Here is a 26418-nt window from a genome sequence, read left to right on the forward strand (position 1 = left end):
CGCGGTGCTAAAACGCCGTCGGCCGCACCAGACCGGACTCGTAGGCCAGGACCACCGCCTGGACCCGGTCGCGCAGGCCGAGCTTGGCCAGCAGGTTCGACACGTGCGTCTTGACCGTGTGCTCGGTGACGTACAGGGCCGCCGCGATCTCCGCGTTCGACTGGCCCCGCGCGACCTCGCGCAGGATGTCGACCTCCCGCGGGGTCAGGGCGGCCAGGCGCCGGTCCGGGGCCCCGGCCGGGCGGCGGTGGCGCAGCACGTCGGCGATCAGGCGGCGCGTGACCGTCGGGGCCAGCAGCGACGAGCCGGCCGCGACGGTGCGTACCGCGGCCACGAGCTCGGTGCGGTGCATGTCCTTGAGCAGGAAGCCGCTGGCGCCGGCCTGCAGCGCGTCGTACACGTACTCGTCGAGGTCGAACGTGGTGAGGACGAGGACCCGGGCGTCCGTCGCGGCGCAGATCTCGCGCGTCGCCGCGATCCCGTCCATAACGGGCATGCGGACATCCATGAGTACGACATCCGGCGCTTCGCTCCTGGTCTTCTCCACGGCCTGGCGCCCGTCCGAGGCCTCGCCCACCACCAGGATGTCCGGCTGCGAGCCCAGGATCATGCACAGCCCGCCCCGCACCAGGTCCTGGTCGTCGGCGACCACCACGCGCAGGGTCACGGCCGCGCCGCCGCGGGCAGGGTCGCGGCGACCTCGAAGCCCGGCCCGTCCGTCCGCGGGCCGGTGCGCAGCTGGCCGCCGACCGCCTGCACCCGTTCGAGCATCCCGGACAGACCGTGCCCGAAGACCGCGGCGCCGCCCCGGCCGTCGTCGCGCACGGTCACCGCGAAGCCGCCCTCGTCCGAGGCGAGCGACACCACGACCCGCCGGGCGCCCGCGTGCTTGACCACGTTGGTGAGCGCCTCCTGCACGACCCGGAACGCCGTCGCCCCGACCCGGGGATCCAGCGTCGGTACCGCACCCCGCTCGAGGCGCACGTCGAGCCCCGTGCGCCGGGCGCGTTCCACGAGCGACGGTATCGCCTCGAGGGCGGCCGGCTCCGGCTCCCGCTCGCGCAGCACGCCGAGCGCGTGGCGCAGCTGCACGAGCGCCTCGCGGCCGGTCTCGGCGATGGCGTCGAAGGCGGCCTCGGCCCGGCCGGCGTCGGTGCGCACCACCGAGGCGCCGCCCTCGGCCTGCACCACCATGAGCCCGACCGAGTGGGCGAGCACGTCGTGCATGTCGCGGGCGATCCGGGCCCGCTCGTTCGTCGCCGCGGCCGCCTGCTCCTCGGTGAGCCGGCGGGTTCGCTCCTCCAGGAACGCGATGCGGTCGCGGCGGGCCCGGACCCCGGCGCCGAGCGCGTAGGCGGTGACGAACATCAGGCCGACGTACCCGAAGGACGGCGGGTTCTCCTGCGGCAGCACCAGGGAGATCCCGACCCCGGCCGTGGTGAGCACGATCGCCGCGATCCGCCAGGCCGGCGCGGCCAGCTCGGCCCAGGTGTACGTCGCGACGAGCTGCCCGTACGGCATGTCCGGCAGCACGTTGAGCAGCGACAGCCAGGTCGTGGCGATGCCGGTGACCAGGGCCACGACGACCGGCGCCCGCCGTCGCCAGACGAGCGGCGCCGAGGCGAGCAGCCCGAGCAGGAGCGTGCCCGGGTCGAACGGCAGGTACCACACCGCGGGGAACATCGTCGCGGCCGCCACCGCCGCGGCGATGAGCAGGTCGAGGGCCCGGACGCGCATGCCGACATTCTGCCGCCCGGGTGCGTCGGCGGTCCTCCCTCGTGAGAGCCAGATCCGGGTACGGTCGGGACATGGCACGCAAAATCGCGACGAACGACCGCGTCGACCGGCCGGCGCTGCTCGAGTTCCTCGGCAAGCGCCACCACGGGATCGTCATCACCACCCGCGCCGACGGCCGCCCGCAGGCCTCGCCGGCGACGTGCGGGGTCGACACGGAGGGCCGGATCGTCGTCTCGACGTACCCGGAGCGGGCCAAGGCGACGAACCTGCGCCGCGACCCTCGGGTGTCGGTGCTGGTCCTGTCCGACGACTGGAACGACGCCTGGGTCCAGGTCGACGGCACCGCCGAGGTCATCGACATGCCGGACGCGCTGGAGCCGTTGGTGGAGTACTTCCGGTGCATCTCCGGCGAACACCCCGACTGGGACGAGTACCGCCAGGCCATGCGCGACCAGGACAAGTCCCTCATCCGCATCACGATCGACCGCTGGGGCCCGGTCGCGACCGGCGGCTTCCCCGCGCGCCTGGCGTGAACGGGTACGCGGCCCTGGATGCCGCGCTGGGCCGCTGGGCGCCGATCCCGGACGACGAGCTGGCCCGGGCGCACCGGATCTTCCGGGCGCACCGGGTTCCGGCCCGCACCCTGCTGCAGCGCGCCGGCGAGCCGTCGGACCGGGTGTCGTTGATCGTGCGCGGCCTGGCCCGCATCTACCTGGTGGGGGACGGCGGCGCCGAGCGGGTGCGGGCCTTCCGGGCCGAGGGAGAGCTCGTGTGCGCGTACGCGGCGGCCCTGCGCCGGGCCCCGTCGGCCGAGTTCATCGACACCCTCGAGCCGTGCGAGCTGCTCACCGCGGCCCGGCCCGCGTTCGAGGCCCTCTGCGCCGGGCACCCCGCGTGGCAGGCGATGCTGCACGCCATGCACGAGCGGCTGTTCCTCGACGAGGAGCGCCGCTCCCGCGACCTGCTCGGCGCCGACGCGGCCGCCCGCTACCGGGCCTTCCTCGCCGAGCGGCCGGCGCTCGCGGCGCGGTTGACGCAGCGGCAGATCGCGGCGTACGTCGGGATCACCCCGGAGGCCCTGAGTCGGCTGCGTCACTCCCCGGCGTTGATGTAGGTCAAGGCCGGGCGCCCGCCGCGACCCTAGCGTCGGGTCCATGAGCACACTGATGCACGCCGCCGGCGTCGAGGCGTTCGGCGATCCGCTGCGCGAACTGGAACTGCCCCGCCCGGTCGCCAAGGACGGCGAGGTCCTCGTGCGGGTCCGCGCCGCGGCCGTCAACCCCGCCGACGCCGGCATGGTCGCCGGCCGGTACCGCTGGGCCGAGCCGGTCCGCTTCCCGCTCGTCCCCGGCTACGACGTGGCCGGCGAGGACGCCGCGACCGGCGCGCCCGTCGTAGCGTTCACCCTGCACAAGGCGACCCAGCGCGGCGGGTACGCCCAGTTCGTGGCCCTCCCCGCCGACCTCGTGGTACCGCTGCCGGACGGCGCCGACCCGGTCGCCGCGGCCGCCCTGCCGCTGGCCGGCCTGACCGCCTGGCAGGCCCTCGACGCGCTCGGCGACGGCGTGCGCACCCTGCACGTCAACGGCCGCGGCGCCGTCGGCGCGTTCGCGAAGGCCCTCGCGCCCGGGCGCGGCCTGGAGGTCGTCGACGACGGGCCGGTGGACGCGGCCGTGGACGTGGTCGGCGGCGAGCGGGCGCGGCAGGCGTTCGCGCGGGTGCGTGACGGCGGCCGGTACGTCACCGTCGTCCCCGAGTTCTGGGTGCCCGGCGGCCCGTTCGCGGCCGAGCGCGGCATCGGGCCGCGGGTCGTCTCGGCGCGGTACGACCGGACCCAGCTCCTCGGCGTCGTCGAGCGCTTCGCCGCCGGCACCCTGCGGCCGGCGATCGGCGACGTGCTGCCCCTGGCCGAGGCGGCGGAGGCGCACCGGCGCCTGAGCCGCGGCGTGCGGGGCAAGCTCGTGCTGGAGGTAGGCTCCGCCTGATGGATCTCGAGGCATACGCGCGGCAGATGCTCGACGAGAACCGGTACGTGGTGCTCGGCACCGCGGACGCCGACGGCGAGCCGTGGGTGTCGCCGGTGTTCTACGCGCTGGATGGGTACGCGACGCTGTACTGGCTCTCGGACCCGGGCACCCGGCACTCGCGCAACCTGCTGGCCCGGCCGCGGCTGAGCCTGGTCGTGTACGACTCGAACGCGCCGATCGGCGGGGCGAGGGCGGTCTACATGAGCGGGCGGGCCGAGATCGTGGCGGAGGGGCTGGACGCGTACAACCGCGGCTGTCTCGCCAAGGGCGCGCAGGCCTTCACGGCGGAGAAGATCGCCGAGGGCGGGCCGTTCCGGTTGTACCGCGCGAGCGTCGACGAGCACTGGGTGCTGGACCCGACGCTGCCGCGCGACGGGCGCACCGCGGTCACGCCGTAGTTCGCTTCCGCCGTGGTTAGTCGTCGCGCACTACGGGGCGGCTGCGCGTTGGGTGTGCGGCGGTCACGCCGTAGTTCGCTTCCGCCGCTGTTAGTCGTCGCGCACTACGGGGCGGCTGCGCGTTGGGTGTGCGGCGGTCACGTCGTAGTTCGCTTCCGCCGCTGTTAGTCGTCGCGCACTACGGGGCGGCTGCGCGTTGGGTGTGCGGCGGTCACGTCGTAGTGAGTTCCCACGACAGTTCGCCGCCACGCACCACCGTCGGGTACCACAGCCCGACGGGCCGGCCGCGTTCGAGCGCGCCGGCGACGTCGGCCAGGTAGGCGCCGTACGTCCGCCAGCCCTGGGAGAAGTCGGCGGCATCGGAGTTGGGCGCAATGCCGACACGGCCGCCCGCGCCCGGACGCAGGTCGATGACCTGGTAGGTGCCGTCGATGCCGCCGCAGGGCCACCATTGCTCGTGCCGCCAGGGGCTCGGTGCTCCACGGCTGGACGGTGAACCCGTCGACGTCAGCGGCCACCTCCAACCGGATCCGCCGGAACTCGAGCACCTCGGCCAGCGACAGCGGCTCGCCCTCGGGCAACAGCGGCGTCCACGTCCGCAGGCCGTCGTGGCACAGCAGCCCGGCCGCCAGGTCGTCGGGCAGATTCGCCGCGTCGACCGCCGCCGGGTCGGCTGGCGAGGCCAGTGCGGCCCGCACTGACCGGCGCGAACTCGGCGAGCCAGGCATCGATGCGCGCCCACGCGGCCCGTACGGCGTCCATGGCTGGCGACAGTACCGCGGCCGGCGGGGGCGGCTGTGCTGACCGGCGCGAACCCGGCGAGCTAGGCGTCAGTGCGCGCTCACGTGGCTCGCACGGTGTCCATGGGTGGCGACGGTTACAGCGGCCGCCTTGGGTCCATGGGTGGCGGACGGTTGCTGGGGCTGGGTGGCCGTGCTGACCGGCGCGAACTCGGCCAGCCGGGCGGCGGTGCGCCCCCACGTGGCTCGCGTGGTGTCCTGGGTAGGGACGGTTACAGCGGCCGACTGGGGTCCATGGGCGGCGACGGCTACAGCGGTCGGCGGGGTCCATGGGTGGTTGCTGGGGCTGGGCGGCCGTGCTGATCGGCGCGAACTCGGCCAGCCAGGCATCGGTGCGGGCCCACGCGGCTCCTTACGGCGTCCAGGGGCGGCGGCAGCGCCGCTTGACAAGCGGAGTTTGTTTGTGTGTACTCACTTACATGCGCAGCACCGCCGAGGCCCGTCGGGCCGTTCTCATTGATCGCGCCGTTGCCGTCTTTGCTCGCAACGGTTACCACGCCACGCCGGTCACGGCCGTTGCGGCGGCGGCCGGGATCTCGGAGGCGTACGCGTTGCGGCTCTTCTCCGGCAAGCTCGGGCTCTTCGTTGCCGCCGTCGAGGCATGCTACGCCGAGATCCTGCTCACCCTCGGGATGGCGGCCGAGGAGGCGCCCGATCGCGACCCCGAGAAGCTCCTCGAGCACCTCGGCGACGCCTACGCCGCGCTCATCGCCGACAAGAACCTGCTCCTGCTTCAGGTGCATGCGCAGAGCGTCAGCGACATTCCCGAGGTTGGGGCCGCGGTGCGGTCCGGCTATGGGCGGCTGGTCGCGTTCCTGCGCATCCAAGGGGCCGACGACCACCAGATCCAGCGGTTCGTCGCCTACGGTCAGCTGTGCCACCTGATCGTCACCGCCGGGCTCGACGACGTCGACGAGTCCTGGGCGCGCGCGCTCACCTCCGGGATGCGCCACGTGCCGTAGGCGAGGTGAGGCCGGAGCTGAGTGAGGCCGGAGCTGAGTGAGGCCGGAGCTGAGTGAGGCCGGAGCTGAGTGAGGCCGGAGCTGAGCGAGGCCGGAGCTGAGTGAGGCCGGAGCTGAGCGAGGCCGGAGCTGAGTGGCCTTTTTGTTGGCCGCGTTTGTAAGTGAGTGCACACATACTTAATATCAGGGAGGTACCAAATGTACGCAACCGAGATCGTTCTGCCCGGTGTTGTCGAGCCGGGGGGCCTGCAGATCCGCGGCCGTGAACTGGGCGAGCCCGGCCGCGGTCAGGCCCTGGTGCGCGTCGAGGCCAGCGGCGTGTCCTTCGCCGAGCAGCAGATGCGCCGCGGTAAGTACTACGACCAGCCACCGTTTCCCTTCGTGCCCGGGTACGACCTGGTCGGCCGGGTCGAGCGGGTCGGGCCCGGCGTCGACGGGTCGCTGGTGGGTACCCGCGTCGCCGCGGTGACGAAGATCGGCGGCTGGGCCACCGCGGCGCTCGTCGACGCGGGTGACCTGGTGCCGGTCCCGGACGGTGTCGACCCCGCCGACGCCGAGACCGTCGTGGTCAACGGGGTCACCGCGTGGCAGATGCTGCACCGGCTGGCAAGAGTGCCGCGCGGCGGGACCGTCCTGGTTCTCGGGGCCAACGGCGGCGTCGGCTCCACGCTCGTCCAGCTCGCCCGGCACGAAGGGATCCGGGTCGTGGGCACCGCGTCGCCGCGCCACCACGAGGCCGTGCGGGCGCTCGGGGCCGAGCCGATCGACTACCGGGACCCGCAGTTGTACGCGAAGGCCCGCGCCCTGGCGCCGGAGGGCTACGACGGTGTGTTCGACCACGTCGGCGGGCCGGGAATCCTCGAGTCCTGGCGGCTCGTGCGGCGGGGCGGGGCGCTGGTCTCGTACGGTACCGCCGCCACCCGGGACGACGCCGGGAGCTCGCGGCTGCCCGTCCTGGCTCTGTTCGGCCGCCTGCTGTGGTGGAACGTTCTGCCGAACGGGCGCCGGGCCGGCTTCTACAACCTCTGGGCCGGCCGGCGCCGCCGGTCCGCGTTCCAGGCGAAGCTGCGCGCCGACCTCACGAACGTCTTCGCCCTGCTCGCGGCCGGGTCGCTGACCGCCCAGGTCGCCGCCCGGTTCCCGCTGACCGACGCCGCCGAGGCCGTGCGGCTGGCCGAGTCCGGCACCGTCGCCGGCAAGGTCGTCCTGGTCCCGTGACGGAGAGCCGGGTCCCGTGACGGAGAGCCGGGTCCCGTGACGGAGAGCCGGGTCCCGTGACGGAGAGCCGGGTCCCGTGACGGAGAGCCGGGTCCCGTGACGGAGAGCCGGGTCCCGTGACGGAGAGCCGGGTCCCGTGACGGAGAGCCGGGTCCCGTGACGGAGAGCCGGGTCCCGTGACGGAGAGCCGGGTCCCGTGACGGAGAGCCGGGTCCCGTGACGGAGAGCCGGCCGCCCGGCGGGATCGAAGTACCGCCGCGCCGGCGCGTCGGAGGATAGGCTGTCGTCGATCACGGGGAGGTGTGGCGATGGGGTACGTGGAAGTCGCGGCGCGGCTGCTCGTTGCGACGGTGTTCGCGGTCGCGCTCGCCGGGAAGGTCGGCTCCGGCCGGGCCTACCGCGCGTTCGTGGACTCGCTGCTGCAGATGCGCGTCGTGCCGGTGCGGGCCGCCCGTCCGGCCGCCGCCGCGTCGGTCGCGGCCGAGGTCGCCGTCGTCGCGCTGCTGCTCGTGCCGCTGCGCTGGGCCGCCGTCGGCGGGTTCGTGGTCGCCGCCGGGCTGCTCACCGTCTTCGCGGTCGCGATCGCGATCAGCCTGCGCGGCGGGAACCGGGCCCCGTGCCGGTGCTTCGGCGCCTCGGCCACGCCGCTCGGGCGGCGGCACATCGTGCGCAACAGCGTGCTCGTCGTGATCGCGCTCGCCGGGCTGGCCGCCGCGGCCGGTGGGAGCGCCGTCGCCGTGCCGGGCGCGATCGTCGCGGGCGGCGCCGGGCTCGTGTTCGGCATTGTGGTCACCGCCTACGACGACATCGCCGCGCTGTTCCAGTAGCGCGCAAGGGGGCGGGCGACCCAAAGGGGGGAGGCCGCCCGCCCCCGCACAATGGCATCGAAGGCTATCGTACGGCTACGAAAGGCCTACGATGTGCATACGGGGAGGTGCCGTGCGGTACCGCATGCTGGGCCCGCTGGAGATCGGCGAGGGCGACACGATGTGGCGGCCCCGGGGCCGGCGCGAGCGCGCCATGCTCTCGGTCCTGCTCCTGCGCCCGGCCCGGCCCGTCGGGCTGGGCGAGCTCATCGACGCGACCTGGGACACCGCCCCCGCCACCGCCCGCCAGCAGGTGCACAGCACCGTGCACCGGCTGCGGACCGTGCTGGGGGACGAGACCGTGCGGACCGTCTCGTCCGGGTACCTCCTGGCCGCCGACCCGTCCGACATCGACCTCGGCGTGTTCACCGGCCTCGCCGCCGACGCCCGCCGGGCCGCCGCCGACGGGCGCCCGGAGGAGGCCGTCGCGCTGTACCGCCGCGCCGCCGGCCTGTGGCGCGGACCGGCCCTGGCCGATCTCGACACCGCGCCGCTCGCCGTCGAGGGCGCCCGCCTGGCCGAGCTGCGCCTGGCCGTGCTCGCCGAGCGCTTCGACGCCGAGCTCGCCGTCGGCGGCGACCCGGTGCCCGAGCTCACCGCGCTCGTCGCCGAGCACCCGTACGCCGAGCGGCTCCGGGCCCAGCTCATGACCGCCCTGCACCACAGCGGCCGGCGCGCCGAGGCCCTGGCCGTGTACCGCGACGGCCACCGCCGCCTCGTCGAGGAGCTCGGCATCGAGCCCGGCCCGCAGCTGCGCGACCTGCAGCAGAGCATCCTCCTGGACGCCGAGGCCGACCCCGAGCCGCGGCCCGAGCGCGACGCGCCGTGCCTGCTGCCGCCGCCCCCGCGGCTGCTCGTCGGCCGCGAGGACGCCGTCGACTGGCTGCTGCGCCGGCTCGACGGCGACGGCGACGAGACCCGGATCCTGGCCGTGTGCGGCGCGGCCGGGATCGGCAAGAGCGCGCTCGTGGTCGCGGTCGCCCATCGGGTACGGTCGCGATTTCCCGGCGGTCAGCTGCACGTGCGCCTCGGCGCGCCCGGCGGGGCCTGGGAGGCGCACGCCTCGGTGCTCATCGCGCTCGGCGTCCCGCCCTCGGCCGTGCCCGCCGGGGCGGGGGAGCGGGAGGCGCTGTACCGGGCCCGCCTCGCCGGGCGGCGGGTGCTGCTGGTGCTGGACGACGCGCCGGACGCGGCGACGGTACGCGCGCTGAGCCCCGGCACCGGCGGCGTCGTGCTCGTGACCAGCCGCCCGCGGCTGTTCGGCCTCACCGAGGCCGAGCACCTGGAGCTGGGGCTGCTCGGCCCGGGCCCGAGCCGCGCGCTGCTCGACCAGATCGCCGGGGCGAGCCGCACCGGGGCCGAGCCGGCGGCGACCGGGGACGTCATCCGGTACTGCGGCGGCCTGCCCCTGGCTCTTTGCGTGGCCGGCGCCCGCCTCGCGGGCCGGGCCGAGCTGCCCGTGGCCGCCTACTCCGAGCGCCTCGCCGACGAGCGCCGCCGCCTCGCCGCGCTCTCCACATCGGACGGTGGGGTGGCGGCCAGCCTGCTCGTGTCGTACCGCGGCCTCGGTGCTCCGGCCCGCACCGCCCTGCGCCGCCTGGGGGCCCTCGCCACCCGCCCGTTCCCGGCGTGGACGGTCGCCGCCGCCGTCGGCGAGGAGGAGGTCGACGCCGACCTGGTCGTCGACGAGCTCGCCGACGCGCAGCTGGTGCAGAGCGTCGGCACCTCCCGCTACCACCTGCACGACCTGGTGCGGCTCTTCGCCGCCGAGCGCTGCGCCGAGGAGGACGGCCCGGCCGACGTGCGGGCCGCCGCCGCGCGGATCTTCTCCGGCTGGCTCGGCGCGGCCCTGGCCGCCGTGGAGTCCTACAGCGGCGACCGCCCGGCCCTCGCCTGGGGCGTGTCCGAGCGCGCCGACAGCACCGACTGGTCGGTGCTCACCGACCCCCTCGCGTGGCTGGACGCCGAGGTCGGCTCGGTCGCGGCCGCGGTGCACCAGGCGCACGCCCACGGCCTCGACGAGCTGTGCTGGCGCCTGGCCTGGGTGCTGCGCAGCCACCTCGAGATCCGCGGCCACTGGCAGCTGTGGGACGAGACCACCCGGGCCGGCCTGGCCGCGGCCCGGCGCACCGGCGACCGGGTCGGGGAGGCGTGCATGCTCGTCTCGCTGGCCCAGCGGGTGGCGTCGGAGGGCGGCTGCGTCGACGACCGCGACGCCGTCGCCGCCTACGAGATCTTCGACGCGGCCGGGCACGCCGTCGGCCGCTCGGTGGCGCTGTTCGCGATGGCCGAGATCGCCGAGTGGCGCCACGACGGCGACGACGTGCGCCGGCACTTCCGCCGCGCGATCGCCGCGGCGCGGGAGGGCGGGGACGAGTACATGGCCGTCAACGCCGAGGCCAAGCTGGTGCGCTGGGAGCACGAGGACGACCCCGACGCGCCCGCGGTCGCCGACGCCTACCGCGACTGCCGCAACCGGCTGCGCGGCATCGGCGCCGTCCGGCAGGCGGCGATGATGGAGCGGCGCCTCGGCATGTGGTACGAGGCCCACGGCCGCCGCCGCGAGGCCCTGGCCTGTTTCCGGCGCAGCCTGCGCGACGCCCAGCTGCTGCGGGACGAGCCGGGGGTGGCGTACCTGAGCCTCGACCTCGCCCGCCTCGACGCCGCCGACGGCCGTGCCCCGGCCGCCGCCGAGCGCTGCACCGAGGCCCTGGCGATGTTCGCCCGCCACGGCGACGAGACCGGCGCCGCCCGGGCGCGCCTGGAGCTGGGCCGGCTGCGCCTCGCCGAGGGCCGCGTGGAGGAGGCCCGGGCCCTGCTGCGCACCGCCCACGACCGCTTCGCCGAGCTCGGCCACACCCACTGGTGCGAGCACGCCGCCCTGGCCCTGGCCGAGGTCGGGTAGCTGCCGGCTAGCCGATGATCGGCAGGACCACGGCGACCGGCCAGGCGATGGTCAGCGCGCCCGCCGCCACCGTCCGTCCCCACGGGATGCCGGAGGCCCGGGCCGCGGCGCACAGCCCCAGGTGCAGCGCGACCAGCACCATGACCAGCGGCGAGATGAGGGCCAGGAAGCCCGGGGCGGCCCCGACGGCGGACGCAACCGGCATCGGCAGGCAGAGGGCCAGCACGGCGGCGTAGCTCCACGGCGGCCCGAGCACCGCGTGCGCCCCGGCGAGCAGGGCCGCGGTGGCGCCGGCGAGCAGGGCGACGAGCCACCAGTCCGGCCCGTGCGGCGCGATGTCGGTCAGTCCGAAGTGGACCGGCAGGGCGACGGCGGCGAGGGCGGCGACCGCGAACCCGGCGGCGAAGGCGAGGGGTGCGAGCGGCGGCCGGGCCGGCCGAGCCGGGCCGCGGATCAGCAGCGCGGCCAGGAGGAGGGCGGCGCCGCACCCGGCGAAGTAGCCCACGAGGTACCCGGTCACCGGGTTGGGCAGCACGCGGTACAGCACGACCCCGGCCACCTCGCCCGGGATCGGCGCCACCAGCACCGCCGCGATGCGCAGGCCGAGGCGCCCGCGCTCGGGCGGCGGGGCCGGGTCGCGGGTCCGCCACGCCAGCAGCGCGCCGGTCAGGACCATCAGCCCGCCGGCCAGGCCCAGGGCGCCCGCGATCAGCCGGCCCTTGGCCGCGATGACGGGCCGGTCCGGGCGGTGGTCCAGGGTCTGGTCGAGCCAGCGGGCCGTCTCGTGGTGGGTGCGGTCGGCGAAGAGGACGCCGATGTGCTCGACGAGCCGCACCCGCACCACCCGTTCGGCCCCGGTGGCCCGGGTGGTCGCGCCGATCCCCGACGGTTCGAACGCGCCGTAGAGCGCCAGCAGGTGCCGCGGCCCCGGCCGGATCGCCGCCGTCGCGTCGTCGCCGACCGAGATGGCCACGGTGGCCCGGATCGTCTGGTCGGCGGCGCCGGCCCGCACCACGGCGGCCGCGCCCATCGAGTGGCCGACCAGCGCGACCCGGGCCGGGTCGACGTCGGGCCGCCCGCGCACGTAGCGCACCACGTCGGCCAGGTCCCGGTCGAGCGCCGCCTCGGTGAGCCGCTCGGGGTCGGCCCCGTGGCCGGCCAGGTCGGGCAGGGCCACGACGTAGCCCCGCCGGGCGAGGGTGTCGGCGAACGGGCGCATGAGCCGGCCCGACCCGGCGTACCCGTGCACGACCACCACCACCGGCCGGGCCGCCCCGCCCGCCGCGGCGCCGTCCGGGCGGACCAGCTCCACCGGCACCGCGCCGACGTGGACCGACGTCGTGCGCAGCCCGCGGCCCACGGTCGCGAAGCCGGCGACGCCGGCCGCCACGAGCAGGAGGCCCACGGCCACCGCCAGGCGCGCCCTAAGCATGCGCCCGTCGTACCAGTTCATCGCCGGTCACGCCCCAGGCCCGTACCGCGCTCCAGGGCACGAAGCACCGCAGCCCGGCGACGCCGTCGAGCTCCGGGCCCTCGACCAGCAACGCCAGCCACGTCCCGTCCGGACGCTGCACGCTGAACGGCTGGTGGTCGTCGGCCGGCGGGGCCTCGTAGTGCCGCAGCCGCGCCGCGGCCGGCCACGCCTCCAGCCGGTCGGCGACCTCCGCGAACCGGACGGACGTCAGCCAGGCCCGCAGGGAGTAGTTCTCCGACCAGTCGGTGACCTGCTCGCGGCACAGGTCCGGCCACTCGCCGCGATCGGCCGCCCGGCACCTGGCCAGCAGCCGGGTCAGGTCGAACTCGTGTACCACCGGCTCCGGATCCCGGCCGCGAGCGCGACGTAGCCCGACTCCGGGTCCTGCCCCTCGGCCGCGCCGTACATCTCCAGCGCGTCCTGAAGCGCCTCCGTGAAGGCCGCCCATTCCTCCTCGTCGAACTCCACACCCGGAATCATGCCCGAAGGAACGCCGGTCCCGGGAATCTCGGGACCTCCGGCCCTGACCGCCGGGGTTCGTTACGGTCACCCTGGAAGCGGAGGCCGCGACGAAACGGGAGAGGTCATGACACAGCGCCTGCGTGCTGAGCTCGACGAGACCGAGATCGCACAGCTGGATGCGTGGTGGAGAGCGAACAACTACCTCACGATCGGGCAGATCTACCTGCAAGCCAACCCGCTGCTGCGCCGCCCGCTCGAGGCGGCGGACATCAAGCCGCGGCTGCTCGGGCACTGGGGCACCAGCCCGGGCCTGTCGTTCGTCTACGCGCACCTGTCCCGGCTCATCACGCAGACCGGGCAGCGCGCCATCTACCTCGCCGGGCCCGGGCACGGCGGCCCGGCGCTCGTCGCCGCCGGCTACCTCGAGGGCACCTACACCGAGGTGTACCCCGACGTCACCCAGGACGAGGAGGGCCTGCTCCGGCTGTTCCGGCAGTTCTCCGCGCCCGGCGGCATCCCCAGCCACGTGTCCGTGACCACCCCGGGATCCATCCACGAGGGTGGCGAGCTCGGCTACGTGCTCGTGCACGCGTTCGGCGCCGTCATGGACAACCCGGAGCTGCTCGCCGTCGCCGTCGTCGGCGACGGGGAGGCCGAGACCGGGCCCCTCGAAGGGTCCTGGAAGGGCGTCTCGTTCATCAACCCGGCCCGCGACGGCGCGGTGCTGCCGATCCTGCACCTCAACGGGGCCAAGATCGCCGGGCCGACGGTGCTCGGGCGCAAGAGCCCCGCGGAGGTACGGTCCCTGCTGGAGGGCCACGGCTACGTCGTGCTCGAGGTCGAGGGCGGCGACCTGCCCGGCATGCACCACCGGTTCGCGGCCGTGCTCGCCGACGCGTACGAGCGCATCAGGAACATCCAGGACGCCGCCCGCGGCGGGGACTGGGACGGCACCCGGCCGCACTGGCCGCTCATCGTGCTCCGCTCGCCCAAGGGCTGGACCGGGCCCGAGAAGGTCGACGGCGTCCAGGTCACCGGCACGTGGCGCTCGCACCAGGTGCCGCTGTCCGGCGTGAAGGAGAACCCCGAGCACCTGAAGCTGCTCGAGACATGGCTGCGGTCCTACAAGCCCGAGGAGCTCTTCGACGAGCGGGGGGTTCCGGCCGCGGCGGTACGCGCCCTTGCGCCCGAGGGCGAGCTGCGCATGAGCGCCAGCCCGCACGCCAACGGCGGCGTGCTCACCCAGGGCCTCGACCTGCCCGACTTCCGCAAGTACGCCGTCGACGTCCCGCTGCCCGGCACGACCCGCGCCGAGTCCACCCGGCGCCTGGGCGAGCTGCTGCGCGACCTGTACCGCGACAACCCCGACCGCTTCCGCCTCTTCTGCCCCGACGAGACCAACAGCAACCGGCTCGGCGCCGTCTTCGAGGTGTCCGACCGGGCCTTCATGGAGCGGGTCACCGACGCCGACGTGGCCATCGGCCGCGACGGGCGGGTCATGGAGGTGCTGTCGGAGCACAACTGCCACGGCTGGCTGGAGGGCTACACGCTCACCGGGCGCCACGGCATCTTCGCCACCTACGAGGCGTTCGCGATGGTGTCGGCGTCGCAGACGGTACAACACGGAAAATGGCTGCAGGAGGCCAAGCGGCTGCCGTGGCGGGCCAAGGTGCCCAGCCTCAACGTGCTGCTCACCTCCACCGCCTGGCGCAACGACCACAACGGATTCAGCCACCAGGGCCCGGGCCTCATCCAGGTCGTGCTCACCCAGCGCGGCGACGTGGCCCGCGTCTACCTGCCGCCGGACGCCAACTGCCTGCTGTCCGTGGCCGACCACTGCCTGCGTTCGCGCTCCTACATCAACCTCATCGTCATCGACAAGCAGCCGCAGCTGCAGTGGCTGGACATGGACGCCGCCGCCGAGCACTGCGCGCGCGGCGCCGGGATCTGGGACTGGGCCGGCACCGACGACGGCACCAGCGACCCCGACATCGTGCTCGCCTGCGCCGGTGACGTGGTCACCATGGAGACCGTCGCGGCCGCGCAGATCCTGCGGGAGCGGTTGCCGAAGTTCCGGGTCCGCGTCGTCAACGTCGTGGACCTCATGACCCTGCCGCGGCCGAAGGACCACCCGCACGGGATGAGCCAGGTGCAGTTCACCGAGCTGTTCACCGACACCGTCGACGTGGTCTTCGCCTTCCACGGGTACCCCGGCGCCATCCACCAGCTGGTGCACGGCCGGCCCGACGCCGACCGGTTCCGGGTCCGGGGCTTCATCGAGGAGGGCACCACCACGACCCCGTTCGACATGACGGTGCGCAACCGCGTCTCGCGGTACCACCTCGTCATGGACGCCATCAACAACGCCCGGCGGCTCCCGCCCGGCGCCACCGAGCTCAAGGCGTGGTGCGAGCAGAAGCTGGCCGAGCACGAGACGTACGTCGTGGAGCACCTGGAGGACATGCCCGACGTGCGGGACTGGAGCCTGTCATGACCACCACCGCATCCGAGGCCCTGGCCGCGGCGGCCGACGCCGCCCGGCTGGCCCCCTCCGTGCACAACACCCAGCCCTGGCGCTGGGTGGTGCGCGGCGACCGGCTGGAGCTCTACGCCGAGCCCGGGCGGCAGCTGCGCGAACAGGACGCCGACGGGCGGCTCATGGTGCTCAGCTGCGGCGCGGCCCTGCACCACTCGCTCGTCGCGCTGGCCGCGTCCGGCTGGAAGTACGAGGTCGACCGCCCCTCCGGCGAGCCGCTGGCCGTCGTGCGGGCCGTCGAGCCCGCGCCGGCCGACCCGCACGACATGCACCGGCTGCAGCTGCTGCGGGTACGGCGCACCGACCGGCGCGCGGTCACCGAGGAGCCGGTGTCGGAGGAGGCTCTGGACGCCCTCGCGGCCGGCGCCCGCCGCGGCGGGGCCCGCCTGCACGTGCTGCGCCACGACCAGGTGCTGCAGCTCGCGGTGATGATCGAGCACGCCGGCGACGCCGAGTCCCGCGACGAGCGGATGCGGGCCGAGACCGCGGCCTGGGCCGGCGGCGAGCGCACCGGGGGCACCGGCGTGCCGGCCACCGCCCTGCCGGCGCAGCGCCCGCCCACCACGGTCGCCGAGCGCGACTTCGGCGTGGCGGGCACCCTGGACGCCGGCGAGGGGCACGACGCCGCGGCGAACTACGCCATCCTCTACGGCGACGGCGACGAGCGCCCCGACTGGCTGCGGGCCGGCGAGGCCCTCGGCGAGCTGTGGCTGACCGCGACCGGGCGGGGCACGGCGGTACTGCCGCTGAGCAGCCCGGTCGAGCTGGAGTTCACCCGCGCGGCGCTGCGCCGGATGCTGGGCGAGGTCGGCTGGCCCTACCTCGTGCTGCGCCTCGGCGTGGCCGACCCCGAGCACGCGGGCCCGCCGCACACGCCGCGGCTGGGCCCCGACGAGGTGATCACCGTCGCCGAGTAGTTGCCGGGCCCCGGCAACGGGGACCGCCGATGTCGTCCGGGCCCCCGGACCTGGGGCGCCGAGCCGATCGGCCGCAGGATGCGGGCATGAGCAGTGACATCGCCGTGCGCGCCGTGGGACTGACCAGGTTCTACGGCGCGTACCGCGGCATCGAGGGCATCCGGCTCGCGGCCGCCCGGGGCACGTTCCCGCCCGTGACCGTCCTCAGTGGACGATGAGCACCGGGCAGTCGGCGTGGTGCATGAGCTGCTGGCCGACCGAGCCGAGCAGCAGGCCCGCGAAGCCGCCGTGGCCGCGGCTGCCGACCACGACGAGCGTCGCCGTGTGCGAGGTGTCGACCAGCACGGCGGCGGGGCGACCGGGGGCGACGAGTTGGGCGATCTGGACGTCCGGGAACTTGCCGGCCCAGTTCGCCAGGGCGTCCTCCAGCGCGACCCGCTCCCGGGCCTCGTCGGCGCTGGCCGGCGGGTAGGCGCGCACCGCGACCAGCGCCCGGCCGCGCTCCTGGGCCGCCTCGAACGCGAGCCCGAGCGCGTGGTCGCCCGACGCGGACCCGTCGACGCCGACGACGACCGGGCCCAGCGACGGGTCGGGCCGCCCGCGGACCACGGCGACCGGCACCTTGGCGTGCGTGGCGACCTGCTGGCTCACCGAGCCGAGCAGCAGGTTGGTCAGCCCGCCGGCGCCGCGGTTGCCCACGACGAGCATCCGCGCCCCGGCGTCGCCGAGGTCGAGCAGCGTCGCGGCCGCGGACGAGGCCGCGCACACCCCGAACACGTCGACGCCGGTCGAGAGGTCGCGCACCTCGTCGGTGATCTCGGCGAGGATGGCCTCGGCCGCCTGCCGGGCCGCGTCGACCTGCTCGGCGACGGCGGCGTAGTACGCCCCGGGCCAGGTGATCTCGTAAGTGGTGACGATGTGCAGCCGGCCGCCGCCGCGCCCGGCCTCGGCCGCGGCCCACTCGACCGCGCGTCGCGCCTCGCGTGACCCGTCGTACCCGACCACGATGCCCTGCGGTTCCATCGGGTTCCTCCTCACGTTGGCTCCCGATTTCAGCGTGCTCCGCCGCAGCCACCCGCGGGCAGGGCCGAAAGGCTCCAGTTCGCGCGGGTACGCTGCGTGACGTGGCCCGCGCCCGGCTCATCCGCTCGATCGCCCTCGGCGTCGCGCTGCTGGTCGGCGGATGGCTCGTCGTCAGCGGTCCGCCCGGCTCCTCCGTTCCGGCCGTGTCCGCGCCGCCGCAGCGCACCCTGCGCCAGGCCTGGCCCGCCGCCACGGTCGCCGTCGCGCCGGGGAGGCTCGCCGACGGCACGCAGTACTCGCCCGGCCTCTACCTCGACGCGACCACCTCGGTCGGCGTGGCCGCGACCCCGGACGGCGCCGCCCAGCGGGTCCTGCTGCGCACCGGCGAGCGGGTCCGCGAGCTGACCCGCGCCGAGCGCGAGCGCTACCCGCGCTTCACGAGCTTCACCGCCGCCGGTGGCGACGTCTACTGGATCGAGTCGACGGCCACGGCGACCCAGCCGCTCCAGCACCGCCTGTGGAAGGCTTCCCTCGACGGCGATGCGGCGGCGGTACCGCTGACCGCCGACACCGGCGACGGCGAGTTCCCGGGCGGCGAGCACGACCTCGTGGTCCACGACGGCCGGGTGTACTGGGCCGCGGCCACCGGCCGCGACACCGAGGTGCGCTCGGTCCCGCTCGCGGGCGGCCCGGTGACGGCGGCGAAGGTCGACGGCGCGTACGAGCTCTCGGCGTGGCCCTGGCTGCAGACGGCCGCGGCCGCGCGCGCCGGCGGCCGCCAGGAGCTGCGCAACCTGGACACCGGCGCGCGTGTCACGGTCGTGAAGTCGGCCGCGGAGACGGTCGACTGCGGCCCGGTCTGGTGCCGCTCGGTCGTGTCCGCCGGTACCGGCGGCGACACCAGCTACGCCGTGCTGCACCCGGACGGCACCGCCCGCCGCCGCGTCGGGGGCGTGGACACCTTCCCGGCCACCGGCGCGGTCGCGCTGCTGGACCGCTTCGAGCCGGTACTGCAGACCGGAACGCGCACCGCGTACGACTCCACGCACCGCCTGGCCCTGTACGACATCCGGACCAACCGCCTGGTGACCCTGGCCGACGACACCGACCAGGCCCTGGCCCGCGACCACGTCGTGTGGTGGCACCAGGGCGACGCGTGGCACGCCCTCGACCTGGCGCAGCTGCACGACTAGTCGGCGCGGGTGCACTCCTGGTCCTGGTCCAGCAGGCTCAGCAGGATCACCTGGAGGCGGGCCGTGGCCGGGTCGGCGCTGCCCAGGCGGAAGAAGAAGACGTAGATCGCGGCCGGGTTGCCCGGGACCGGGACGTTCACGTTGCCGATCAGCTCGACCTGCTCGGCCGCGGTGCCGAGGTCCGGGTGCATGATCGTCGGGTAGGCCACGGCGACGTCCGCCACCGTCGCGCCGGCCCGGATGCCCTCCGGCGTGCGGGTGCGCTCCGGGCCGCTGAGCACCGCGAGGCCGTGGTGGCTGGAGAACATGACGTTGACCTTGCCAGCGGTCGTCTCCGAGAAGCACTTCGAGTCGTGCTGCTTCTGCCAGCCCGGCTTGACGCTCGACTCGCCGGTGTCCAGGGCCGCCTGCTCGGACATGCCCAGCCGCAGCCGGCCGATGCCGTCCGGTCCGAGCACCAGGTCGGCCGGCAGCGAGGCGGCCGGGACGGCCGAGGACGGGACGGCCCGCGTCGCGCGCCACACCCCGAAGGCGGCGGCGAGCAGGAGGACGACGAGGGCGGCCTGGCCCAGGCGAACGGCGACGCGCATGGGCGGCGATCGTAGCGGAGTTGCGCAGTTTGTGCGGTACCCGCCGGTAAGGTCAGCGGGCATGAAGCTGCGCGAGGACGAGGTCATGGTGCACGCGACCGGCTGCGTGATCCGGTCGCTGGTCGTGGCCCCCGTGGGGGCGGGGCCCTGGCCGGGCGTCCTGCTGTACACCGATATCTTCCAGCTCACCGAGTCGACCCTGCGCACCGCGCGCCGGCTCGCGGCCGAGGGGTTCCTCCTCTGCGTGCCCGAGATCTACCCGCGCGGGGCCGTGGCCGGGATCGCGCTCGAGTTCGACGACGCGGGCAAGGCGGCGGGGCTGGCGGCCGCGGCGGCGACCACGACCGCCGAGTTCGACGCCGACCGGGCCGCGGTCCTGGACCACCTCGCGGGCCGGGCCGACGTCACGACGCTGCACGCGGCCGGCTTCTGCATCGGCGGGCACCTCGCCTTCCGGGCCGCCCTCGACCCGCGGGTCGCCTCGACCGTGTGCTTCTACCCGACGGGCCTGCACGACGGGAAGCTCGGCGCCGACGAGGCCGACTCGCTCGCCCGCGCGGCCGCGGTCGAGGGCCGGCTCATGGTCGTGTTCGGCGCGAACGACCCGCACGTGCCCGCCGACGCGCGGGTGCGGATCCTCGCCGCCCTGTACGCGGCCGGCCACGACGACCTCGAGCTGCACGTGTACGCCGGGGGCGAGCACGCGTTCATGCGTGACGTCGGCGCCCGCTACGACCCGGCGCTCACGGACCTGGCGCTGACCGAGGCCGTGTCGTTCCTCCGGGGCCGCTGAGCGACGGCCGGACGGGCGCCGAGCTGAGCGGTTACCGGACGGCGCGGAACGGGTACACCAGCGGCATGGCACTCAGCGATGACGACATCACCACGACCAGCTCGCACACCTCGCACTCCGAGCACCACTCGCACTCGGAGCACCACTCCAACGTCAACGGCGTGCCGCACGACGAGGAGCACGACGAGCACGAGGTCCGCAGCCACGTGTCGGCCGAGGGGCCGAACGACGGCGGGGCCGACCCGCACGGCACCGACGGCGGCGCGGACGGCGGCGCCCAGCTCTGAATCCGCCTGACCAAAGGCCGGCCCCCGGGGGGACCGGCCTTTTTGCATGGCGACGTTGACGAATTGCAGTGTGACGTTGACGAATGCGTCGATGTCTGCAACCTTTAAGTCCTTGTCCGCAAAAAGTAAGCAGACAACTGCAACTTCCGGCTGACGCACCGCCAACCGTCCGCTGGGCACACCCCACCCCGCCCGGACAAAGGACAACCATGCCCAGAAGAAGACTCACCGCCGGCGCCCTGGCGGTCCTGCTGGCCGCCGCCGGCGCCGTCGGCCTCACCGCCGCCCAGCCCGCCGTCGCCGCCGGCGGGCCGAACCTCGCCCAGGGCCGGACCGCGACCGCCAGCAGCGTCAACGGCCCCTACACCGCCGGCAACGTCACCGACGGCAACCAGGGCAGCTACTGGGAGAGCGCGAACAACGCCTTCCCGCAGTGGATCCAGGTCGACCTGGGCTCGGCGGTCAGCGTCGACCAGGTCAAGCTCAAGCTGCCGACCGGCAGCTGGGGCGCCCGCACCGAGACCCTGGCCCTGACCGGCAGCACCGACGGCACCAACTTCGGCACGACCCTCTCCGCGTCCGCCGGGCGCCAGTTCGACCCGGCGAGCGCGAACACCGTGACCATCGGCTTCACCGCGGCCACGGTCCGGTACGTGCGCGCCACCATCACCGCGAACACCGGCTGGCCGGCCGGGCAGTTGTCCGAGTTCGAGGTGTACGGCGCCACCACCACGACCAACCCGCCCACCGCGCCCGGGAACCTGGCGTTCACCGAGCCCGGCTCCGGGCAGATCAAGCTGACCTGGACCGCGTCCTCGTCGTCGCTGGGCATCGGCGGGTACACCGTCTACGCCAACGGCACCGCGCGCGCCACGGTAAGTGCGGGCACACTCACGTACACCGACACCCAGCCCGCCGGCACGACGGTGACGTACTGGGTCCGGGCCCGCGACACCGCCGGCACCGAGAGCGCCGACAGCAACCACGTCACCCGCGACGGCAGCACCCAGCCGCCGGGCGGCACGAACCTGTCGCAGGGCAAGCCGGTCGACGCGAGCTCCTCGGTGTTCTCGTTCGTCGCCGCCAACGCGGTCGACGGCAACGTCGGCACCTACTGGGAGTCCAGCGGGTACCCGGCCACGCTCACCGTGCACCTGGGCGCCAACGCCGACCTCAACTCGCTCGTCATCAAGCTCAACCCCGACACGGCGTGGGGCCCGCGCACCCAGAGCCTTGCCGTGCTCGGCCGCGAGCAGTCCGCGAGCGGCTTCACCGTGATCGTGCCGCGCGCCGACTACCCGTTCGCGCCCGGCGGCACCCAGAACAGCATCACGATCCCGGTCACGGCCCGGGTCGCGGACATCCAGCTGCAGTTCTTCGCCAACAGCGGCGCGCCCGGCGGCCAGGTCGCCGAGTTCCAGGCGTTCGGCACGATGGCCCCCAACCCGGACCTCGTGGTCACCGCCGCGTCCTGGTCGCCGGCGACGGTCGACGAGACGACCGCGATCACGTTGTCGGCCACGGTGCGCAACAGCGGTACCGCCGCCGCCCCCGCCACCACGGTCAACTTCGCGCTCGGCGGGTCGCTCGCGGGCTCCGCGAACGTCGCCGCGCTGGCCGCCGGCGCGTCGGCCACCGTCACCCTCAGCGCCGGCACCCGCCCGATCGGCAGCTACCCGCTGACCGCGACGGTCGACCCGGCCAACACGGTCGTCGAGCAGAACAACGACAACAACGCCTTCACCACCGCGAGCCCGCTCGTGGTGACCCAGGCGCCCGGCCCGGACCTCCAGGTGAGCGCGGTCGCGTCGAACCCGGCGAGCCCGGCGGCGGGCGCGGCCGTCTCCTTCACGGTGTCGGTCGCGAACACCGGTACCACCGCCGTCACCGCGACTACGGTGACCCGGGTGAGCGTGGGCGGCACGACCCTCAACGCGAACACCGGCACCATCGGCGCCGGGCAGACGGTCACCGTGGCCGTCCCGGGCACCTGGACCGCGGTCGCGGGCGGGGCGACGATCACCGCCACGGCCGACGCCACGAACGCCGTCGCCGAGACCCACGAGGACAACAACAGCCTGTCGCGCTCCGTCGTGGTCGGGCGCGGGGCCGCGGTGCCGTACACCGAGTACGAGGCCGAGGCCGCGAGCTACAACGGCACCCTGGTCACCGCCGACCCGCTTCGTACGTTCGGGCACACAAACTTCGGCACCGAGAGCTCGGGCCGTGCGTCGGTGCGCCTGAACAGCCAGGGGCAGTACGTCGAGTTCACCTCCACCAACCAGGCCAACTCGATCGTGGTGCGCAACTCCGTGCCGGACTCGCCGTCCGGCGGCGGCCAGGACTACACGATCAGCCTCTACGCCAACAACGTGTTCGTGCAGAAGGTGACCCTCTCGTCGCACTTCAGCTGGTTGTACGGCACCAGTGACGACACCGAGTCGCTGTCCAACAGCCCCGGCGGCGACGCGCGGCGGCTCTTCGACGAGTCGCACGCGCTGCTCTCGGCGAGCTACCCGGCGGGCACGAAGTTCAAGCTCCAGCGCGACAGCGGCGACAACGCGTCGTTCTACTACATCGACATGGTCGACCTCGAGCAGGTCGCCCCGCAGCTGTCGCAGCCGGCGGGGTGCACGTCGATCACGCAGTACGGCGCGGTGGCCAACGACGGGCTCGACGACACGGCCGCCATCCAGCGCGCGGTGATGGACGACCAGAACGGCGTCATCAGCTGCGTGTGGATTCCGGCCGGGCAGTGGCGGCAGGAGCAGAAGATCCTGACCCCGGACCCGGCCCGCGGCCAGTACAACCAGAAGGGCATCCGCAACGCCGTCATCAAGGGCGCCGGGATGTGGTACTCGCAGCTGTACACCACCACCGAGCCGCAGAACGTGACCGGCAACATCAACCACCCGCACGAGGGCAACGTCGGCTTCGACATCGACGACAACGTCCAGCTCTCCGACATCGCCATCTTCGGCGACACCACCAACCGCAAGGACCGCGGCCACGGGCTCAACGGCCGGTTCGGCAAGAACACGAAGATCGCCAACGTGTGGATCGAGCACACCAACGTCGGCGCCTGGGTCGGCCGCGACTACAGCGACACCCCGGCGTACTGGAACCCGGGCGACGGCCTCGAGTTCTCCGGCATGCGCATCCGCGACACCTACGCCGACGGCATCAACTTCGCCAACGGCACGCGCAACTCCAAGGTGTTCAACTCCTCGTTCCGCACCACCGGCGACGACTCGCTCGCGGTCTGGTCCAGCACGTACGTCAAGGACCAGTCGGTGGACATCGGCCACGACAACCACTTCACCAACAACACCATCCAGCTGCCGTGGCGGGCCAACGGCATCGCCGTCTACGGCGGCTACGGCAACGCGATCGAGAACAACCTCGTCTCCGACACGATGAACTACCCGGGCATCATGCTGGCGACGGACCATTCCCCGATCGCGTTCTCGGGCACCACGACCATCGCCAACAACGGGCTCTACCGCTGCGGCGGCGTGTTCTGGGGCGAGCAGCAGAAGTTCGGCGCCATCACGCTGTTCTCGCCGCAGGGCGACATCCCGGGCGTCACCATCCGCGACACGGACGTCATCGACTCCACGTACGACGGCATCCAGTTCAAGGCCGGCAGCGGCGCCTACCCGAACGTGGCCATCACCAACGTCCGCATCGACCGGTCCAACAACGGCGCGGGCATCCTGGCCATGGGCAGCGCCCGCGGCAGCGCGACGCTGACCAACGTCACCATCACCAACTCCGCCACCGGCAGCGTCGTGAAGGAACCGGGCTCCCAGTTCGTGTTCAACGGCGCGCCCAACTAACCGGTAAGGCCGTCGAGCAGCCGGCCCAGGCCGGCCTCGAAGGCGCCGTCGTCACCGCCGCGGCTCAGTGCGCTCCCGCGCACATAGTTCGCGGCGGTGGCGGCGGCCATCGCCGGGCTCCCGGTCCCGGCGAGCGCCGCCTCCGCCCACGCGGTGTGCGCCACGATGTGCGGGCTGATCCGGGGCTGTTTGAACGAGACGGTCACGGCGAGCCAGGGGCGGCGGCGGTACATCCGCCAGTGCAGCCGGCACAGCGCCTCCAGCCGCGCCCGCCGGTCCCCGGCCGGCTCCGGCGGCGGGTGCTCGGCGAAGACGGCGTCGGACATGAGCACCTGCAGCTGGGCCTTGTCGCGCAGGTACGTCAGCAGCCACACATTGGCCACGTCGAAGCGCTGCGCGAGCCGGCGCATCGACAGCACGCCCAGCCCCTCGGCGTCGACGATCTCGATCGCGGCGCGCACGAGCCCGGCCCGGGTCTCGGCGCCCTCGGCCGGCAGCGCCGGCATCCCGGCCCCGGCGGCCGCGGGCCGCTCGGCGACCACGGACCCGCGCCCCTGCGCCCCGGGCTCCGCGAGCCCGTCCTGGCGCAGCATGGTCAGCGCCCGGTACGCGGGCCCCATCGAGACGCCCCACTCGGCCATGATCTCCTTGGCGGTGGGCAGCGGCTCGCCCGGGCGCAGCTCACCCGCGTCGATCCGGCGGCGCAGCTCCGCGACGATGGCCTCCGCCTTGCGCACCACGCGGGCCTCCTCCGTCGAACCCGGACGCCCGCACTCTACCCGCGGCGCAGCCCATCACCGGGCGGCACGGCGAGCGTGAAGACGGTGCCGATGCCGCCCTCGTACCCGAAGCCGACGCTGCGGACCCGCACCTGCCGCGGGCTCGCCTCGACGATCTCCGCCGCGATCGGCTCGGCCCGGTCCGGGATCGTGAGCAGCCAGCGGTCGGCGAGGTCGCTCAGCCCGATCGCGTCGAGCACCCGTTCGATCACGATCGCCGACCCTATGCGACCGTGCCGCCCGTCTCCGGGGCCGGGTCCGGCGCTGCCGGGCGCCCCCAGGCCGGGGAGGGTTCAGTCGCCGGGGTCGGGCAGGGCCGGGGCGTCGGTCGGGTACAGGCCGGCCGCGAAGCCGTACACCTGGTCGCCGGCGCGCGGGATCTGGGCGAAGCGCCGCGCCAGGGCCTGGACCTCGGCCCAGAAGGCGCGCACGTCCTCGCGCGGGATGCGCGCGTGCACGAGCGTGCAGCGCAGGTCGTCGGCGGCGTGCGCGGCGGCCGACTCGGCGGCCGCGGTGGCCAGGCCGTTGATGCCGGCCGCGAGGCGCCGGTCCTCGGGGCTGGACAGGACGCCGACGTACAGCGTGCGCGCGACCCGGCCGTAGTAGCGCTCCTCGATCGCGCGGACTTTGTGAGTGCGCACAACCTTGAACAGGCCGATGGCGACGAGGTGGTTGACGTGGTACGCCACCGTGCCCTTCGGCCGCCCGACGGCCACGGCGAGCTCGGAGACGGTCGCGGCGCGCTCCAGCACCAGCTCGAGCAGCGTGGAGCGCAGCGGATCGGCCAGCGCGCGCAGCTGCTCGGGCGCGGTCACCACGAGCATGTCGCCGAGTTCGTAGTCGGGGAGGGAGTCATTGACCGGCATAGTCCGGTCATTCTAAGGTGTTCGAACGTCCGAAAAATCTCAAACGATCATGGAGGCGCCGAGTATGGCCGAGGTCGTGCTCTTCCATCACCTGCGCGGGCTGACCGACGGCGTGCGCGCGTTCGCCGGCGGGCTGCGCGCCGGCGGGCACACGGTGCACACGCCGGACCTGTTCGACGGCGCGCTGCCCGGCTCGCTCGAGGAGGGCTCGGCGCTGGCCGGCACGCTGCCGGAGCGCGGCTGGGAGGAGTACGACGGCATGGTGTACGCCGGGATCTCCTGGGGTGTCATGACCGCCCAGCGCCTGGCCCAGACGCGGCCGGGAGCGCGGGGCGCGCTGCTCTACGAGGCCTGCCTGCCGGTGACCGGCCAGTGGGCGATCGGGCCCTGGCCGCAGGGCCTGCCGGTGCAGGTCCACGGCATGTCCGCAGACCCCTTCTTCGGCGGCGAGGGCGACGCCGACGCGGCCCGGGAGCTGGTCGGGCTGGCCGATTCCGCGCAGTTGTACCTGTACGACGGCGACGCCCACCTGTTCACCGACGCGTCCCTGCCGTCGTACGACGCCGAGGCCACCGCCCTGGTGCTGGAGCGCTCACTGACAATGCTGGCGGCGCTCTAGGCCCTGTCCTGCCGATCATGCCGGCCTGCGCCGGGCCCAGGCCCTCGCCCAGGCCGGCCCGGCGCGCTGCGCCAAGCCGGCCCGCCCAAGGCGCTGCGCGCACCCCGCGAAGGCCGGGTTACAACAC

The 26418-nt window shown here is 74.4% G+C and carries 26 protein-coding genes; 16 read left to right on the forward strand and 10 right to left on the reverse strand.

What is annotated here, in order from left to right; translation table 11 throughout:
- Positions 1-7: 7 nt before the first annotated feature.
- Both ACPPVO_RS17345 and ACPPVO_RS17350 read right to left on the reverse strand, forming a co-directional pair.
- Positions 8-610, reverse strand: a complete 603-nt coding sequence (locus tag ACPPVO_RS17345) for a response regulator (protein WP_426514640.1) — start codon at positions 608-610, stop codon at positions 8-10.
- A 53-nt stretch (positions 611-663) separates the two neighbouring features.
- On the reverse strand, positions 664-1737 hold the full coding sequence (locus ACPPVO_RS17350) for a sensor histidine kinase (RefSeq protein WP_426512232.1): 1074 nt from the start codon (positions 1735-1737) through the stop codon (positions 664-666).
- Positions 1738-1808: 71 nt separating this feature from the next.
- On the opposite strand from ACPPVO_RS17350, the gene ACPPVO_RS17355 reads away from it, so the two are divergent.
- From ACPPVO_RS17355 to ACPPVO_RS17390, 8 genes are all read left to right on the forward strand, one after another.
- Complete coding sequence (locus ACPPVO_RS17355; RefSeq protein WP_426512233.1) at positions 1809-2270, forward strand: PPOX class F420-dependent oxidoreductase; 462 nt, start codon at positions 1809-1811, stop codon at positions 2268-2270.
- The gene (locus ACPPVO_RS17360; RefSeq protein WP_426512234.1) at positions 2267-2851 is read left to right on the forward strand and encodes a Crp/Fnr family transcriptional regulator; all 585 of its coding nucleotides are present in this window, start codon (positions 2267-2269) and stop codon (positions 2849-2851) included. Before ACPPVO_RS17355 ends, ACPPVO_RS17360 begins: the two co-directional genes overlap by 4 nt.
- Positions 2852-2891: 40 nt before the next feature.
- Positions 2892-3722 carry a zinc-binding dehydrogenase gene (locus tag ACPPVO_RS17365; protein WP_426512235.1) on the forward strand — a complete coding sequence of 277 codons (831 nt, stop codon included), beginning with the start codon at positions 2892-2894 and terminating at the stop codon, positions 3720-3722.
- Positions 3722-4162: a pyridoxamine 5'-phosphate oxidase family protein gene (locus ACPPVO_RS17370; RefSeq protein ID WP_426512236.1), complete on the forward strand. Its 441-nt coding sequence runs from the start codon at positions 3722-3724 to the stop codon at positions 4160-4162. Before ACPPVO_RS17365 ends, ACPPVO_RS17370 begins: the two co-directional genes overlap by 1 nt.
- A 1219-nt stretch (positions 4163-5381) precedes the next feature.
- Entirely contained in the window at positions 5382-5924 is a 543-nt protein-coding gene (locus ACPPVO_RS17375; protein WP_426512237.1) for a TetR/AcrR family transcriptional regulator, read from the forward strand.
- 198 nt (positions 5925-6122) lie between these two features.
- Complete coding sequence (locus ACPPVO_RS17380) at positions 6123-7142, forward strand: medium chain dehydrogenase/reductase family protein (RefSeq protein WP_426512238.1); 1020 nt, start codon at positions 6123-6125, stop codon at positions 7140-7142.
- A 308-nt stretch (positions 7143-7450) separates the two neighbouring features.
- A complete protein-coding gene (locus ACPPVO_RS17385) occupies positions 7451-7969 on the forward strand; it encodes a MauE/DoxX family redox-associated membrane protein (protein WP_426512239.1) in 519 nt (172 codons plus the stop codon).
- A 112-nt stretch (positions 7970-8081) separates the two neighbouring features.
- Positions 8082-10913 carry a BTAD domain-containing putative transcriptional regulator gene (locus tag ACPPVO_RS17390; RefSeq protein ID WP_426512240.1) on the forward strand — a complete coding sequence of 944 codons (2832 nt, stop codon included), beginning with the start codon at positions 8082-8084 and terminating at the stop codon, positions 10911-10913.
- A 7-nt stretch (positions 10914-10920) separates the two neighbouring features.
- Here ACPPVO_RS17390 and ACPPVO_RS17395 read toward each other — a convergent pair whose 3' ends face one another.
- The 3 genes from ACPPVO_RS17395 to ACPPVO_RS17405 are packed head-to-tail and all read right to left on the reverse strand — an operon-like array spanning position 10921 to position 12855.
- Positions 10921-12345, reverse strand: coding sequence for an alpha/beta hydrolase family protein (locus ACPPVO_RS17395; RefSeq protein WP_426512241.1), 1425 nt, complete (start codon positions 12343-12345; stop codon positions 10921-10923).
- Positions 12338-12724, reverse strand: coding sequence for a hypothetical protein (locus tag ACPPVO_RS17400; RefSeq protein WP_426512242.1), 387 nt, complete (start codon positions 12722-12724; stop codon positions 12338-12340). Before ACPPVO_RS17400 ends, ACPPVO_RS17395 begins: the two co-directional genes overlap by 8 nt.
- Positions 12703-12855 (reverse strand): hypothetical protein, encoded by a 153-nt coding sequence (locus tag ACPPVO_RS17405; protein ID WP_426512243.1) that lies wholly within the window; start codon positions 12853-12855, stop codon positions 12703-12705. The genes ACPPVO_RS17400 and ACPPVO_RS17405 overlap by 22 nt, the downstream gene beginning before the upstream one ends.
- Positions 12856-12973: 118 nt before the next feature.
- Between ACPPVO_RS17405 and ACPPVO_RS17410 the strand changes: the two genes are divergently transcribed.
- The 3 genes from ACPPVO_RS17410 (at position 12974) to ACPPVO_RS17420 (ending at position 16520) form a co-directional block, all read left to right on the forward strand.
- A complete protein-coding gene (locus ACPPVO_RS17410) occupies positions 12974-15343 on the forward strand; it encodes a phosphoketolase family protein (protein ID WP_426512244.1) in 2370 nt (789 codons plus the stop codon).
- Positions 15340-16302, forward strand: a complete 963-nt coding sequence (locus ACPPVO_RS17415) for an Acg family FMN-binding oxidoreductase (protein WP_426512245.1) — start codon at positions 15340-15342, stop codon at positions 16300-16302. The genes ACPPVO_RS17410 and ACPPVO_RS17415 overlap by 4 nt, the downstream gene beginning before the upstream one ends.
- An 86-nt stretch (positions 16303-16388) precedes the next feature.
- Positions 16389-16520, forward strand: coding sequence for a hypothetical protein (locus tag ACPPVO_RS17420; protein WP_426512246.1), 132 nt, complete (start codon positions 16389-16391; stop codon positions 16518-16520).
- On the opposite strand, the gene ACPPVO_RS17425 is transcribed toward ACPPVO_RS17420, so the two are convergent.
- Positions 16507-17325 (reverse strand): universal stress protein, encoded by an 819-nt coding sequence (locus ACPPVO_RS17425; RefSeq protein WP_426512247.1) that lies wholly within the window; start codon positions 17323-17325, stop codon positions 16507-16509. The genes ACPPVO_RS17420 and ACPPVO_RS17425 overlap by 14 nt on opposite strands.
- A gap of 101 nt (positions 17326-17426) precedes the next feature.
- Here ACPPVO_RS17425 and ACPPVO_RS17430 point away from each other — a divergent pair, with 101 nt between their 5' ends.
- A complete protein-coding gene (locus ACPPVO_RS17430) occupies positions 17427-18518 on the forward strand; it encodes a hypothetical protein (protein ID WP_426512248.1) in 1092 nt (363 codons plus the stop codon).
- Here the strand turns inward: ACPPVO_RS17430 and ACPPVO_RS17435 are convergent.
- A complete protein-coding gene (locus tag ACPPVO_RS17435; RefSeq protein WP_426512249.1) occupies positions 18515-19108 on the reverse strand; it encodes a hypothetical protein in 594 nt (197 codons plus the stop codon). The genes ACPPVO_RS17430 and ACPPVO_RS17435 overlap by 4 nt on opposite strands.
- A gap of 61 nt (positions 19109-19169) precedes the next feature.
- Between ACPPVO_RS17435 and ACPPVO_RS17440 the strand changes: the two genes are divergently transcribed.
- From ACPPVO_RS17440 to ACPPVO_RS17450, 3 genes are all read left to right on the forward strand, one after another.
- The gene (locus ACPPVO_RS17440; RefSeq protein ID WP_426512250.1) at positions 19170-19901 is read left to right on the forward strand and encodes a dienelactone hydrolase family protein; all 732 of its coding nucleotides are present in this window, start codon (positions 19170-19172) and stop codon (positions 19899-19901) included.
- A gap of 65 nt (positions 19902-19966) precedes the next feature.
- The gene (locus tag ACPPVO_RS17445) at positions 19967-20188 is read left to right on the forward strand and encodes a BatC protein (protein ID WP_360389319.1); all 222 of its coding nucleotides are present in this window, start codon (positions 19967-19969) and stop codon (positions 20186-20188) included.
- Positions 20189-20397: 209 nt separating this feature from the next.
- A complete protein-coding gene (locus ACPPVO_RS17450; protein WP_426512251.1) occupies positions 20398-24027 on the forward strand; it encodes a CARDB domain-containing protein in 3630 nt (1209 codons plus the stop codon).
- On the opposite strand, the gene ACPPVO_RS17455 is transcribed toward ACPPVO_RS17450, so the two are convergent.
- The 3 genes from ACPPVO_RS17455 to ACPPVO_RS17465 form a co-directional block, all read right to left on the reverse strand.
- Entirely contained in the window at positions 24024-24767 is a 744-nt protein-coding gene (locus tag ACPPVO_RS17455) for a GntR family transcriptional regulator (RefSeq protein WP_426512252.1), read from the reverse strand. The genes ACPPVO_RS17450 and ACPPVO_RS17455 overlap by 4 nt on opposite strands.
- Positions 24768-24802: 35 nt before the next feature.
- On the reverse strand, positions 24803-25018 hold the full coding sequence (locus ACPPVO_RS17460; RefSeq protein WP_426512253.1) for a hypothetical protein: 216 nt from the start codon (positions 25016-25018) through the stop codon (positions 24803-24805).
- An 81-nt stretch (positions 25019-25099) separates the two neighbouring features.
- Positions 25100-25672, reverse strand: coding sequence for an ArsR/SmtB family transcription factor (locus tag ACPPVO_RS17465; protein WP_426512254.1), 573 nt, complete (start codon positions 25670-25672; stop codon positions 25100-25102).
- 49 nt (positions 25673-25721) lie between these two features.
- On the opposite strand from ACPPVO_RS17465, the gene ACPPVO_RS17470 reads away from it, so the two are divergent.
- Positions 25722-26291, forward strand: coding sequence for a dienelactone hydrolase family protein (locus tag ACPPVO_RS17470; protein ID WP_426512255.1), 570 nt, complete (start codon positions 25722-25724; stop codon positions 26289-26291).
- Positions 26292-26418 lie beyond the last annotated feature (127 nt).

It is taken from the genome of Dactylosporangium sp. McL0621 (assembly GCF_049995355.1).
Taxonomy (GTDB): Bacteria; Actinomycetota; Actinomycetes; order Mycobacteriales; family Micromonosporaceae; genus Dactylosporangium.

Excerpts from the sequence above, each read along its gene's own strand:
- ACPPVO_RS17345 (WP_426514640.1), bottom strand. The coding sequence starts at position 610 with ATGATCCTGGGCTCGCAGCCGGACATCCTGGTGGTGGGCGAGGCCTCG.
- ACPPVO_RS17350 (WP_426512232.1), bottom strand. The coding sequence starts at position 1,737 with ATGCGCGTCCGGGCCCTCGACCTGCTCATCGCCGCGGCGGTGGCGGCC.
- ACPPVO_RS17355 (WP_426512233.1), top strand. The coding sequence starts at position 1,809 with ATGGCACGCAAAATCGCGACGAACGACCGCGTCGACCGGCCGGCGCTG.
- ACPPVO_RS17365 (WP_426512235.1), top strand. The coding sequence starts at position 2,892 with ATGAGCACACTGATGCACGCCGCCGGCGTCGAGGCGTTCGGCGATCCG.
- ACPPVO_RS17370 (WP_426512236.1), top strand. The coding sequence starts at position 3,722 with ATGGATCTCGAGGCATACGCGCGGCAGATGCTCGACGAGAACCGGTAC.
- ACPPVO_RS17375 (WP_426512237.1), top strand. The coding sequence starts at position 5,382 with ATGCGCAGCACCGCCGAGGCCCGTCGGGCCGTTCTCATTGATCGCGCC.
- ACPPVO_RS17380 (WP_426512238.1), top strand. The coding sequence starts at position 6,123 with ATGTACGCAACCGAGATCGTTCTGCCCGGTGTTGTCGAGCCGGGGGGC.
- ACPPVO_RS17385 (WP_426512239.1), top strand. The coding sequence starts at position 7,451 with ATGGGGTACGTGGAAGTCGCGGCGCGGCTGCTCGTTGCGACGGTGTTC.
- ACPPVO_RS17395 (WP_426512241.1), bottom strand. The coding sequence starts at position 12,345 with ATGCTTAGGGCGCGCCTGGCGGTGGCCGTGGGCCTCCTGCTCGTGGCG.
- ACPPVO_RS17410 (WP_426512244.1), top strand. The coding sequence starts at position 12,974 with ATGACACAGCGCCTGCGTGCTGAGCTCGACGAGACCGAGATCGCACAG.
- ACPPVO_RS17415 (WP_426512245.1), top strand. The coding sequence starts at position 15,340 with ATGACCACCACCGCATCCGAGGCCCTGGCCGCGGCGGCCGACGCCGCC.
- ACPPVO_RS17420 (WP_426512246.1), top strand. The coding sequence starts at position 16,389 with ATGAGCAGTGACATCGCCGTGCGCGCCGTGGGACTGACCAGGTTCTAC.
- ACPPVO_RS17425 (WP_426512247.1), bottom strand. The coding sequence starts at position 17,325 with ATGGAACCGCAGGGCATCGTGGTCGGGTACGACGGGTCACGCGAGGCG.
- ACPPVO_RS17435 (WP_426512249.1), bottom strand. The coding sequence starts at position 19,108 with ATGCGCGTCGCCGTTCGCCTGGGCCAGGCCGCCCTCGTCGTCCTCCTG.
- ACPPVO_RS17440 (WP_426512250.1), top strand. The coding sequence starts at position 19,170 with ATGAAGCTGCGCGAGGACGAGGTCATGGTGCACGCGACCGGCTGCGTG.
- ACPPVO_RS17445 (WP_360389319.1), top strand. The coding sequence starts at position 19,967 with ATGGCACTCAGCGATGACGACATCACCACGACCAGCTCGCACACCTCG.
- ACPPVO_RS17450 (WP_426512251.1), top strand. The coding sequence starts at position 20,398 with ATGCCCAGAAGAAGACTCACCGCCGGCGCCCTGGCGGTCCTGCTGGCC.
- ACPPVO_RS17465 (WP_426512254.1), bottom strand. The coding sequence starts at position 25,672 with ATGCCGGTCAATGACTCCCTCCCCGACTACGAACTCGGCGACATGCTC.
- ACPPVO_RS17470 (WP_426512255.1), top strand. The coding sequence starts at position 25,722 with ATGGAGGCGCCGAGTATGGCCGAGGTCGTGCTCTTCCATCACCTGCGC.